General features: G+C 66.0%; 8 protein-coding genes. 4 read left to right on the top strand and 4 right to left on the bottom strand.

All coding sequences use genetic code 11. The features are described 5' to 3' along the window. Positions 1–178: 178 nt before the first annotated feature. Complete coding sequence (locus E0493_RS07075; RefSeq protein ID WP_160936218.1) at positions 179–967, bottom strand: polysaccharide deacetylase family protein; 789 nt, start codon at positions 965–967, stop codon at positions 179–181. A 419-nt stretch (positions 968–1,386) separates the two neighbouring features. Here E0493_RS07075 and E0493_RS07070 point away from each other — a divergent pair, with 419 nt between their 5' ends. Beyond that, on the top strand, positions 1,387–2,544 hold the full coding sequence (locus E0493_RS07070; protein WP_160936217.1) for a glycosyltransferase family 2 protein: 1,158 nt from the start codon (positions 1,387–1,389) through the stop codon (positions 2,542–2,544). Positions 2,545–2,640: 96 nt separating this feature from the next. Here the strand turns inward: E0493_RS07070 and E0493_RS07065 are convergent, their stop codons facing one another. Beyond that, positions 2,641–4,035: an endo-1,4-beta-xylanase gene (locus E0493_RS07065; RefSeq protein ID WP_160936216.1), complete on the bottom strand. Its 1,395-nt coding sequence runs from the start codon at positions 4,033–4,035 to the stop codon at positions 2,641–2,643. A 564-nt stretch (positions 4,036–4,599) separates the two neighbouring features. Here E0493_RS07065 and E0493_RS07060 point away from each other — a divergent pair. Further along, positions 4,600–6,348, top strand: coding sequence for a carbamoyltransferase family protein (locus E0493_RS07060; protein WP_160936215.1), 1,749 nt, complete (start codon positions 4,600–4,602; stop codon positions 6,346–6,348). A 16-nt stretch (positions 6,349–6,364) separates the two neighbouring features. On the opposite strand, the gene E0493_RS07055 is transcribed toward E0493_RS07060, so the two are convergent. Both E0493_RS07055 and E0493_RS07050 read right to left on the bottom strand, forming a co-directional pair. Next, the gene (locus tag E0493_RS07055; RefSeq protein WP_160936214.1) at positions 6,365–7,165 is read right to left on the bottom strand and encodes a P-loop NTPase family protein; all 801 of its coding nucleotides are present in this window, start codon (positions 7,163–7,165) and stop codon (positions 6,365–6,367) included. A gap of 97 nt (positions 7,166–7,262) precedes the next feature. Beyond that, complete coding sequence (locus tag E0493_RS07050; RefSeq protein WP_367614464.1) at positions 7,263–8,642, bottom strand: nucleotide sugar dehydrogenase; 1,380 nt, start codon at positions 8,640–8,642, stop codon at positions 7,263–7,265. A gap of 397 nt (positions 8,643–9,039) precedes the next feature. Between E0493_RS07050 and E0493_RS07045 the strand changes: the two genes are divergently transcribed. Next, entirely contained in the window at positions 9,040–10,560 is a 1,521-nt protein-coding gene (locus E0493_RS07045) for a GumC family protein (RefSeq protein ID WP_160936213.1), read from the top strand. Then, positions 10,557–12,578: a heparinase II/III family protein gene (locus tag E0493_RS07040; RefSeq protein ID WP_160936212.1), complete on the top strand. Its 2,022-nt coding sequence runs from the start codon at positions 10,557–10,559 to the stop codon at positions 12,576–12,578. Before E0493_RS07045 ends, E0493_RS07040 begins: the two co-directional genes overlap by 4 nt. The last annotated feature ends 2 nt before the right edge of the window (positions 12,579–12,580 follow it).

Below are 12,580 nucleotides of genomic sequence, written 5' to 3'. Positions count from 1 at the left end.
AAAACACCTGAAACCCACAACGCACGGCGCAGGCTGCATGCCGCCAGCCCGCACTGACTGGTGCATGCGGGCGAAGGACGTTACCTCCCGCTGATCAACCTACGGAAACGCCTGCCGGACGGGAGAGCGGCGGGCTGTGACAGAAGGCAGGGTCTGCCCAGAACCGCAGCGCCCGCGTCTAGATCATCTGATCTCCCCTGAGGGGCGCGAAGAACCAGCGGTTCCGCATTGCGGAGGCCTCGGGCTGCACCAGCCCGCACTTGGCACCCCGCGCGGCAATGGCACTGAGAACATGCGGCAGCATGAGTTCCGAAACGCGCGGCGCCAGGGCGCCTGGCGCGCCGAACGGGTCTTCATGCAAGAGCACGATGCTGCCGGGAAGATGGCGGATCTGCCGCATACGCTCGCCCAGCGCCTTGCAGCGCGCTTCAAGCTGCTCAAGCGTCGCACAGCCGTCTGCCAACCGATAATCCTGCGTGGAGATCGTCCACCAGGCGAAGCAGGCATTGGGATGAAACCGCGCCATGGCCTCGTGCATCCAGGCGCGGCGGAAGCCATCATTGTATGGCAGGCGAATCAGGTAGAGCGATGGTGTCGGCCGGAACTGCGCAAGCAGCCCTTCGACGCGCTGCATCGCCTCAAGGGCCGCTGCCGGCCCGGCTTCCTCGAGATGAACATGTTCCCAGCCATGCCCGTATACGGCGTGGCCTTCATCGATGATGGCCCGGACCAGTTCGGGATAGGCCAACACGCGCGTGCCGGTCAGAAAGAAGGTGGCCTTCGCATTGGCACGCGCGAGCATCTCCAGCACGGCAACCGTTGTGACCGGCGACGGCCCATCATCAAAGGTCAGCGCAACATCGGTAACCCCGTGCGGCTGCCGGCGAAGCACAGGCCGCCAATGCGCAGAAAACAGACGGAAGCGGGACATTCCCGGCGACATACGCTTTGCCAATCCACGCAGCATCTAACCGCCCCACCGCAAGAAGAACGATTTCATGCGAAAATCCTCCGGCACGTTCAGCCCACGCCTCATGAACTCCATGACATCCAGTCTAAATCTCTGATACAGCGCCGTTGGATCACGCTATCGAGAGTTTAGGCTCGTCGCGGCCTCCCCTCTTCAAGCCGGCGAGCCAACTCGCCGGAAGGGTTAGCCTGATCCGCTCTGCGGCGCCGAACTGCCCGGCGGCAACGGGAAGAGCGGCGCGGCTGCGGAACGGCGCCGCAAACAATCCTTCGCCTTGGTGACCCGGATCGCATGAAGCCAGGCACTACGGGCAAGGCAAATGTTACTGGCAAACAACCACCAAACTTACGCATCTTTGCCTTCGAACGTGAGCGCATGGCGCGCCACGCCATGCCGCCAAGGGCGTCCCCTGTCTCATGAAGACCGCGTTTTCGAGCCTTGCGCAGGACCGATCCCACCGCCACCGCGGCGACAACGCGCCGGCCATGCAGTCGAAGGCGCCGCAGGGGGAGGAGGCGCGACCGCTTCTATCGGTGATCATCAAGACGCTGAACGAAGCGGAGAAAATCGGCGCCTGCCTTGCTTCCGTTCTTGAGGCGGTGCACGCCTATCCCACGCAGGTCATTGTCGCCGACTCCCGCTCAGACGACGCGACGACGGAGATCGCGCGAAGCTTCGGGGTCAATGTGGTGACACTGGCTGCCGATGAGGCCCGGAGTTGTGGAGTCGGGCCGCAACTCGGCTACCAGCACGCGACCGGGCAGTACCTCCTGCTGCTCGACGGGGATATGCAGTTGCATCCCGCCTTTCTGCCGGCGGCCCTCCACGCCATGGAGGAAGATCCTTGCCTGGCGGGGGTCGGCGGCGGCGTCGAGTTCGATGCTGCCAACCTCGAATACCGGCTGCGCCGCGAGCGCGGCATGCCGCATCTCCAGCCCGGCTACGTCAATCGGCTTGAAGGCGGAGGGCTGTTCCGCCGGGAAGCCGTCGACCAGCTTGGATACTTTACCAACCAGAACCTCCACTCCTTCGAAGAGTTCGACCTCGGGCTGCGGCTTCAAGAGAGCGGGTGGCGATTGCGGCGGATCGGCGTGCCCGCCGTCTCCCACAGCGGGCATACAATGCCGGCGCTGACGCTTCTGATGCGCCGCTGGCGGACCCGCTATGTCGACGGGCAGGGCGAGGTTCTTCGTGCGGCATTCGGGACTGCGCGCATCCCGGTGCTCCTGCGCGCCTTCTGGATCAGCCTGGCCGTCGTGGCATGGTGGGGTGCCCTGCTGCTCTGTGTTCTGCTGGTCGCCTGGCAGCAGGTCAACGTGTACCTCGCTTTGGCTCTGGCTGGCCTGCCCTTGGTGGTCATGGTTCTGAAGAAGCGGAGCCTGGTGAAGGGCGGTTACGCGGTGCTGCAATGGCAGGTCTGCGCCGCCGGGATGCTGCGCGGCCTGATGCGGCCACAGCATCCGCCTACCCGGAAAGTCTCCGCGCAGGTGATCGCCACCTCAGCCATGTATCCGATCGGCGATGTGCCGCCGCCGGGGGTGCCGGCTCAGCGGCAACCTGCGGCGGCCGAGTAGCTCAAGCCGACGGCGCCTGGGAGCCTGCGCCTGCAACAACCCCGCCTGGATGGTGCCTGCCGCAGCCCCGTCTGGCGAAGATCCGATCCTCTCCTGTTAACCGCCGCCCCGTGCCTCGATGTTCCGATGCGGCGCAGATCGGAACGCCGCCAGTATCGCATCGAAGGCCGGCTTCGGGCGCAGCTCCGAGTCAAAGGGGAGAGGGCGTGTGGAGAGGCCGTCCGGGCGCGAGAAGACCGGCGAGAAGTCCGGCCGCAGCCAGCTATACCGGTCGGATAATCCCCATGTGACAATCGCGGTGACGGCCCGCTCGCTCAGCACCGCATCGAGGTACCTCCGGTACATATCTGCCACCGCGGCATCGCGCGGGCCCGCAGCGGAGGGAGCCCCGATATCCAGAACGTCGAGCTCGGTGATGATAACACGAACGCCCCGTGCCGCGATCTGCCCGAGGAATGCTGCAAAGCTTTGGCTGTTGAAGCGCTCCCTGAGCCTGAGATGCGACTGGAGCCCGATGGCATCGACGGGAACCCTCGCCGCGAGCAGCGCATCCAGGCGTCGCAGCAGGGCGGCACGCTTGGCGAGAGCGTCTCCGTATTCCTGCTCCATGCCATAGTCGTTGTAGACCAAGACCGCGTCCGGGAAGGCCTCTCGCGCCGCGTGGAAGGCGAACTCCCAGTAGGAGTTCCCGAAGAGTCGCGAAAAGGCGTCCCGGCGCAGGCCATCCTCCCGCCGGTCGCCCGGGTTCAGCGCCTCGTTGATGACGTTGACCGACCAGGTATCGCGCGCAAGCCTGGCGCTGGAGCGATGGATATGCGCGATGACGGCCTGGCGGGCTTCGCGAGGATCGGACAGCGCGGCAAACCATCGTGGCACGGCCTCGTGCCACAGCAGATGGCTTCCCGTCAGCGGCAGGCCCTTCGCCCGCGCCCAAGCCACGACACCCTTGTCCGTGTTCTCCTCAAACCTGTCAGGAGACGGGCTGGACTGGGACCAGTTCAGCACCGGCACGATCAGCCCGCACTGCTGCACAACCAGGCGGTCGTACTCGGGCGTGAAAACCGGAGGATAGTCATGCGCCGCCGCACCGTAACGAAGGCCGATGCTTGCTGCGGCGTCGCGGAGACTGGGCAGCGAAGGCACCGCCTCGCTCGCCCGAGGCGGTGCCGAAGGGCTGAGCGCGAGAAGGCCGCCGAGCGCTTGCAGGCACCGGCGCCGGGACGGCAGTCCGCCTCGCCCGAGTATGGGCGCCTTGCGCTCGCTCCGGGTCATTGGTTCGGACGTCTGCCCTGTCCCCTCTTCCGAGCTGATCCGCACGCGCATTTCCCCTTCCAGACCACGGCAATGCCCGAAGCCAACACCAGCTCGGCTGCAGGTCGCAGCCTCACGCGCTGGAATCCAGATTTTCGCCCAAAGGCCTACCCCTGCCGCAGTGCCATGCTTGTGCGGCATGATGGCCGCCGCGTTCCAGCCCGGCAGGTCATCGCGCATGGCAGAAGCCATACATGCCAGCAAAGCACGGCAGGAGCCGGTTGACCAGAAAACTCCAAGCCCCTCACCCTGCTGATTTCACCGGACAAAACGGCATCACGTTGGGCGTGGTTGACGAGCTGGTGGTGCCCTCAAGCATTGAGCGGCCAGCTCGCCGTTCCGGGAGGACGCGGAGCCAAAGAGGTAAGGCTTCCGGGCCTCTCCTCCCACGGCACGCTGAGCCAGAAGACGAGCGGACGGGGCTGTCCGCCCACCGATGCAGTTCATTCCATGAATGGAACCTGCACGAGCACCCGCGCCCGCTCGCAAGTGCCAGAGCCAGGAGCCGGACGGCGTCGCGAGAGCGAGAGTGAAGTGCGGGAAGACCACTGAGGAACGCCGCGGCGCGAACTCCCGCCAACTCCCATCCATGATCGGAGATCCCTTCTCGCAGCGAGGATGCTACCATGTTGCTGGACGAAACGCTGAACAGGATGGATGATTGCCCGCGTTGCTTCGGACGGTTTCCGCGACGGCACACCCAACTCATGCGACGGCTTACGGTTAGATCTCTGTGGAGAGGGCATGGCGATGTTCACTCTAGGGTTCAGCGGCCTTGTGCAGACCGAGACATTCTTGCAGTCCCATTTCACCGCGCAGATGGCTGGCTCCTCACGGATCATACAGGGGCTGGATTCCGCAGCCGCCCTTATCAAGGACGGGCAAATCATCGCTGCCGCAGCGCAGGAGCGGTTCGACCGCGAGAAGAAGAGCGGTGCCTTCCCCTTCGAGGCGATCGACTTCTGCCTTCAGACTGCAGGCGTTTCCTTTTCCGATCTGGATTCTGTCTGTGGCAATTTCGATTTCGGGCGCTACGCCATCGCCTTTCAGGAGCCGCTCGCCAGGCAATACTTCGAGGAGTGCCTATCGCCTCGCGCACTCGCAGCTCATCTGACTCGACGGTATGGAACACCACCGAACCTTGTTCCGGTGGACCATCACCTTGCTCACCTGCATTGCGCCCTGGCCAGCGCACCGTTCGACCAGGGCCTCGGCGTGGTCATGGACGCGGCCGGCGAAATCGGCTCGCTTTCTGTGTTCAGGATCCAGGCCGGCAGCACGCAGCGGCTTGCACGCTACCCGATCCACCAATCGCTTGGCGTGTTCTACTCCCTGATCACACAGTTCCTCGGCTTCGCCTTCAACGAAGACGAGTACAAGGTGATGGGACTGGCAAGCTTCGGCGATGCCGACCGTTATGCCGAATTCTTCACCGACGCCATTCGCCTGCACCCGGAGGGACGCATCGAGATCCCTTGCCTCGAGATGAACTCGGACTTCGGTGAGCGGCTGTTCTTCACCGCCAGCATGCGGGCCATCGAGAAGGGACTAGGCTTCGGGGGCGCCGAAGCACCGGTCGAGCAGAAGGCGGATGTCAGCGCCGCATTGCAGCGACGATTCACCCAGGCGGTCATGCATATCTGTGCCCATTTCGCCGAGCGCGAGAACCTGCATGATCTCCTTCTGAGTGGCGGTTGCGCCGAGAACTGCATGACGGCTGGCGCCATGCGAACAGATGGCCGTTTTGGCAGGATTCATGTCGGTTACGCCTCCGGCGACGATGGCACGGCGCTGGGCGCGGCGGCAGCCCGCAGCTTCGCGATGGGCCAGCCAGTTCGCATTCCGCAGGGGATGCCGTTCTTCGGGCCCGCCCCGCAACTCGATCCCGCCATGACCGCAGCGTCGAGGCACGGGCTGCGCGCGACGACCTTCGCCTCCGAGCGGGCCATGCTGCAGGCCGCTGCAGCCGAGGTGGCGGAGGATAGGATTGTGGCCCTCTGCAACGGGCCGATGGAATATGGCGCGAGGGCACTCGGGAACAGGAGCTTGCTGGCGCTGCCCTCCAGCGCCGCGAACAAGGAGCGCATCAACCTCGCGATCAAGAAGCGGCAGAACTACCGTCCGTTCGCGCCGGCCGTTACAGCCGAAGCGGCCCATCTGTACTTCGACCTCGCCGCCGGCGAGACTTATCCCTATATGACAATGCTGACGCATGTTCGCCCCGAGCATATCGGGCGCCTGCCGGCGATCACGCATGTTGACGGAACCGCCCGCGTACAAACCGTCGACCGCGAGCACAATCCCAGCTTCTATTACTTGCTAACCCAGCTTGGCGAGCGCACCGGCGTTCCGGTGGTGCTCAACACCAGCTACAACGTCAATCATCAGCCGATTGTCTGCACGGAGGAGGAGGCGGTCACCACCTTTGTGGAGATGGGTATCGATGCCCTCTACATCGCCGGGGCGCGCATCTCGCGGCAGACGGATCCATAACAGGCGTGGCGGCCTCTCAGAGGCGATCGGCGATGAAGCGCGGAACGTACCGGCGATGTTGGTTCATGACCACGCCGGCCAGGCGGCCGCCCGCCTGCATGATTTCAGCCTTGGCGCGGAGAGCGGAGTAGATCCGTGTCCTGCCGGTCTGCATGACCATGATGACCTCTGGCGCTTCCTGCGCGATGCGCACGAAGTAGGGAACTTCCAGCACCGGCGGACAGTCCACCACGATCAGTTCGTATGCGCTTCGCAGCGTTTCGTAGAGGTTCGGAATGATCCTTGCCGCCTGGCGAGAACCGCTGGGATCGAAGTCAGGCGACAGCTTCGCCGCATGGAAGCTGCTGCCGCCAGACGCGATGGCCGCGACCTCGGCATGGCCCCGGCTGAGGCAGGAACCAACAAGATCGGGGAGGTCCTGCCCAAAAGCGCTACTCTGGTCATCCTCGCCGATGTTGCAGTCGATCAGGAGAACACGAAAGAACTGCCCGGAGCTGGCGGCGAAGGCCAGCTCGCGTGCCGTTGTTGAGGCGCCGGCGCCCCTCTCGGCGGCAGTGACATGCAGAACCGGGCTCCCACCCTCGGCCATCGCGTTGCGCACGCGCCGGAAGAGCGGCGCGATCTCGCGCCGCATCCCGAAGGTCTCGCTCGGCAGGTTTATCCGCATGGCGACCGTGGGATGCACGAGGGAAGTCGGCGTCCGCTCGGGTGCGGAAAAAGCGTGCTCCGTGTCAGCCTCACCATGCATCCGGTTGTGCAACCCGGATTGGCTAAGCTTGTAGAACAGCAGAGCCAGATCTTCGACCGACTTCTCCATGGATCACCCTGCCGGCGGACGCGCCGCCCCTGTCTGCCGCCTTTCCGCACAGCGCCAAAGGCAGGCGGAATCATGCCTCATTGTTGCGAGCAAGGGCTCACCAGCAGAGGCCATCATAGTGTGCGCGGCTTGCACCCTGCGTACCGGGCATTCGCACCAGGTCGATCACCCGCCGCCCCGCAAGCAACGCCGGCAGGCTGTGGCCTTCACCAAGTTCGGAATGCGCCAGCACCAGCGTTTCCCCATGCTCGACCACATCCTGGAGCTCATCCCGCAAGAGGCAGGCAAGATGCGGGATGCGGCTCTGGATGAAGGCAAGGTTTGCGCCCATCAGCCGGGCATAGCTGACGTTCTGGTCGAAGATCCGGATGTCGTAACCCTTGCCGAAGAGGCGCTCGGCAAGCTCGACCGCGGGGCTTTCCCGCAGGTCGTCGGTGCCGTTCTTGAAGGCGAGGCCGATCAGGCCGACGCGCCGGTTTCCGGCTGCCTGCACCATGTCGAAGGCGCGACGGACCTGCTCCTCGTTCGACGGGAGCAGCGATCCCAGCATCGGGCATTGCAGGTCGAGGCTCTTCGCCTTGTACATCAGCGCGCGGAGGTCCTTTGGAAGGCAGGAGCCGCCGAAGGCAAAGCCCGGCCGCATATAGGCCGAAGAAATGTTCAGGCGCGTGTCCGAGCAGAGCGCCGTCATGACCTGATGGCTGTCGATGCCCAGCTGCTTGCAGATGGCGCCAACCTCGTTGGCGAAGGTGATCTTCGTGGCATGCCAGGCGTTGTTGGTGTATTTCACCATCTCGGCCGTGGCGGTGTTCAGCACGATGGCCCGTTCGGCGGCCTTGCCGAGGAGCTCCCGGAGGGGCGCAAGGCTACGCTCGTCGTCGGCGCCAAGCAGAACGGTTTCCGCCTCGTCATAATCCCGGATCGCGCTGCCTTCGCGGAGGAATTCCGGATAGATGGCGATCCCGAGATCGTTGCCAAGCTTGCGGCCGGAGGATGCCTCCAGGATGGGCACGACCTCGCCGGACATCGAGCCCGGCAACATCGTTGAACGGACAACAACCGTATGGAAGCCGGGCTTGCGGGCGACCGCGCGCCCGATCTCGTCACAGACACGCCTGATCTGAGCGAGGTCAAGGCTGCCGTTTGGCAGGCTGGGCGTGCCCACGCAGATCAGGGACAGCGAGGTCTCCGCAACGGCGGCGGCCGCGTCGGTGGTCGCCCGCAGGCGTCCCGTCCTCACCGCCTGTCGCACCAGGGCGGCGAGGCCTTTCTCGACGATCGGGGATTCCCCGGCGTTGATGATGTCGACCTTGGCTTGGCTGCTATCCACCGCCACGAGATCGTGGCCGTCGCGTGCGAGGCAGGCAGCCGAAACGGCGCCGACATAGCCGATGCCGAAGACAGAAACCCGCATAGCCGTCCCCACCCCATCCTCGGCACCGCCAGTGCTTGCTGGAGGAAGCCGGTATTCCCTCACAGGACCGGCATGGTATCGGCCAAAGGGAGCAACAATATACCGCTCGATCGGCGTAACTCCGCCGGCGCCGCGAATGCTGGATGCCGAACTGCCCCGCAGGAGTACGCCTGTCGCGGCAGGTGCGCCTGCGGGCGGGCGTCGAGGCTGTGCGCGGGCGCCGCCTCGATCCGTTGCGTTTTCATCTGGGTTCCTGGTTCTGCGGCAAGCCGCTGGGAGTTGATGAAGCCGCGAGTTGCTCCACCGACAGGAAGGGCTGCATGGTACTCCTCGCCAGGAAGAGTACTCCGTTGTATCCGCCGCATGCGAACCCGCTGAGGCTACATTACCGGACGCCGGCGCAGTGGCCGCATGGTGCTGTAAGCGCGACGGCCTGTTCCAGCTTGGGCGGAGCTTTCTCGTGCAGCCTGTCGCCTCCCTTCCCTCGCCGCGCGAAGTCGTGGCGGTTGCCTTCAGGCACCGCCGATGGATCCTGCTCGCGGCCCTGCTTCCGGTTCTTCTGGGCGCCACCCTGCCCTTTGTGCTGACGCCAATCTATGAGGCACGCACCCGCGTGCTGGTCCGGGGCGGCCGCGAGTTCACGCCACAGGTCGACGCGCCGGGCATGCTCCAGTCGCCGCAGACGACCATGCGCGAGATGGTCGATACCGTCATCCAGATCCTGCAGAGTGTGGACCTGTTCCGCGACGTTGTTGGCGACGTCTCCGTCCAGAAGCTCTACCCCAGGCTCGCGGAAGAGTCGTCGCAGGGCCTCACGCCGGAGAATGCGGCAATCCTGGCGCTCGGCCGGGATATCTCCGCGGCGCCCGTTCGGCTGACCAACGTTATCGAGATCAGCTTGCGCAACCCCGACGCACAAGTCGCGGTGCAAGGGCTGGAGACGGTGCTCACCCGCTTCCAGGAGCGCTATGTGCGCGCCTTCAGCCAGCGTCGGAGCGCCCTGCTGGAGACTCAGATCGAGGAAAACCAGAGGTATCTGACGGAGGTGCAGTCGGAGCGCGCCGCATACATGGCCTCGCACGAGCTCTACTCCCTGACGGATCAGAGAAGCCTGCTGGTCCAGCGCCATGGCCGGGAGAGGGAAGCGTTGCGCGCCGTCGAGATGCGCAAGAGCCTGCTGGAGGAGCAGATCCGCTTCCTGGCTTCCGAGCTGGAGCGGCAACCTCCTACCATCACGGTCCAGACGACCAGTCAGGACTCCCCCCTCGCCACCGATGCGCTCCGCCGCCTCAGGGAACTCCAGGAACGCGAACGGGAGATGCTCCGGACCCTTGGCTCCGAGCATCCGAACGTGCGCGGCATACGGGCCGCGATCCAGACAACACAGCAGGTCATCGCGCAGACCAACGCGCGAACCACCGCGATTTCGCTGGGTATCAACCCGCTGGTGACGACGCTGAAGACGCAGCTCGCATCGGCCGAGGCCGAGCTGGCGCCCCTCGCCGGCCAGGTTCTCGCCTATGGGCGTTCGCTCGCGACCGAGGAGGCGCGGCTGCGGCAGATCGGCCTGGACGAGATCCAGCTCCAGACCTACGACCGAAGCATCGCGCAGGTCGAAGGCGCCATTCGCGAACTGCGGCAGCGCCAGACGGATGCACGGTTCAACGAGGAACTCGACCGCGCGCAGGTCGCGGGTCTCAGCGTCATCGAGCAGCCGCAGGCCTCCGACCGCCCCATCGCTCCCAAAAAGATGCTGTTCCTCGCCGGCGGCATCGTGGCGGGCGGCATCATGAGCTGTTTCGCCTTGCTCGTGGCGATGACCTTCGGCCGGCGGTTCCTCACCACCGAAACCGCCGAGCGGATGCTGGGCGTGCCGGTCCTCGTCACGCTGCCACCCATGGCTGGCCTGGCCGGCCGCCGGCAGATGCTGGAAGCCAGTGCGGAGGAGGTCCCGCCCGCCGGCATCGAGGCAAGGGCATGACACCACTCTGGTACCTGCGCCGCCTGCGCAGCATGGCACCGGCGGAGTTGCTGTGGCGCCTGCGCAGCCTGACGCTGCAGCAGGCGTGGCGCGCGCGACGGGGCGAGGCGTGGCCCCTCCCGGTTGCCACCCCGCGCTGGGCGGGCGGCAGCCTGCCAGGCGGAGTGGGCTTGCCGGAAGGGCAGGTCTCCGCGCTGGTCGCGCAGGCCGATGCCGTGTTGGAAGGGAACTGGCCCATCTTTTCCGCGCAGGCCGCGATCGGCGGCACCGATCCGGACTGGTTCCGCGACCCGATGACCGGTCGTGTCGCATGCGCCGGCCAGTACTTCACGGACGTGCCCTATCGGGACGAGGCGCAACTCGGGAACGTGAAGGCGCTCTGGGAAGTATCGCGGCAGCACCACATCACCCTCCTGGCGGCCGCCTATCACCAGACGCGGGATGCGCGCTATGCGGAGCGGGCAGTGGCGCATCTTCAATCCTGGTGGCGGCACAACCCGCCCCTGTGCGGCGTGCACTGGGTCAGCGGCATCGAGCTGGGGCTGCGCCTGGTCGCCTGGGTCTGGACGCGCCGCCTCCTCGACGGCCTGCCGGGCATTGGCGGCGCTTTCGAGCATAACCCCCTTTTCCAGCGACAGCTTCACGCGCACCAGTGCTGGCTGGCCACCTTCCGCAGCCGCGGCAGCTCGGCGAACAACCACCTGCTCGCGGAGATGGCGGGGCTGCTCGCCAGCAGCCTTGCCTTTCCCCTCTTCCAGGCAAGCGCCGCCTGGGCGCGCCTGGGAGCGGCGGAGCTTGAACGTGAGATCGAGCGGCAGACTTTCGCCGACGGCCTGAACCGCGAGATGGCCGGCGGCTACCACGTCTTCGCGCTGGAGCTTCTGCTGGTCGCGGCCTGCGAGGCCGATGCCGCCGGTGCACCGCTGCGTGAAGGCTTCTGGCGCAGGCTGCAATCCATGGCCGATGCGCTGGCCGCCACCTTGGACACGCGGCTGCAAGGCGCCCGCCAGGGCGACGCGGATGATGGCCGTGCGCTGCTGCTCTCGCCGCCCGGCCACTCGGCCAGCACCGAAGTCCTGGGGGCCTGCGGCCGGATCCTGGGTGTCGCGCCATGGTGGCCCAGGCTTCCCGCAGGCACACCCGGAGCGGCGTATCTTGGCGGCCTCGCACGCTCCCGGCACCTGCCCGAAGGCAGGCCAACCGCCCGGCCAAATCTGTTTCCGCATGCCGGCATCTCCATCCTGCGCGACATGCAGCCAGGCCGCGAGGAAATCTGGTGCCGGCTCGATCATGGCCCGCACGGCTATCTCAGCACCGCGGCCCATGCGCATGCCGACGCCTTGTCCTTCGAGCTGCGCTTTGGCGGCCAGCAGATCCTCACCGATCCCGGAACCTACTGCTACCATGGCGAGACGGAGTGGCGGCAGTACTTCCGCTCCACGGTCGCGCACAACACGCTGGAGCTGCACGGCCAGGATCAGGCTCAGGAGGGAGGCCCTTTCCTCTGGCTCTCCCACCCGGCCGGGCGGCTGCACGCGGCCAGCGGGCTGGACGAGGGGGAGCGCGCCACCATCGAAGTGTCGCAGGGCGCCTACCGCAATTCACCCGGCGGCGCCCTCCACCGGCGCCGGCTGGTGCTGGACCGATCGGCGCGCAGCCTGGAGGTCCTGGACGTGGTGGAAGGCAGCGAGGCGGTGCCGGCGCGTCTCGCCTTCAACCTGCACCCGGACGTCGAGTGCCGGATGCGCGAGGGTGTGGCCGAGCTGTCATGGGCCGGCGCGGAGGGAGTGGAGCTGGCCAAACTCGTGCTGCCAGAAGGATTGCGGTGGTCCGTGCACCGCGGCGAGACGGCCCCCATTCTCGGCTGGTACTCCGACGGCTTCGGGCGGAAAAAGCCAGCCACGCTGCTGCTGGGCCACGGCCAGGTCATGCCGGGGCAGGAACTCCGCAGCCGCATCACCTTCCTATCGGCCCCCTCTTGGGGGGCGGCACGGCGAAAAGTGGCCCAGGAGGCCTAAGG

The organism is Teichococcus coralli (assembly GCF_009829925.1).
In the GTDB taxonomy this organism is placed as follows: domain Bacteria; phylum Pseudomonadota; class Alphaproteobacteria; order Acetobacterales; family Acetobacteraceae; genus Pseudoroseomonas; species Pseudoroseomonas coralli.
Note: the sequence above shows the minus strand (reverse complement) of the source record. Positions and strands in the feature narration are given on the sequence as shown.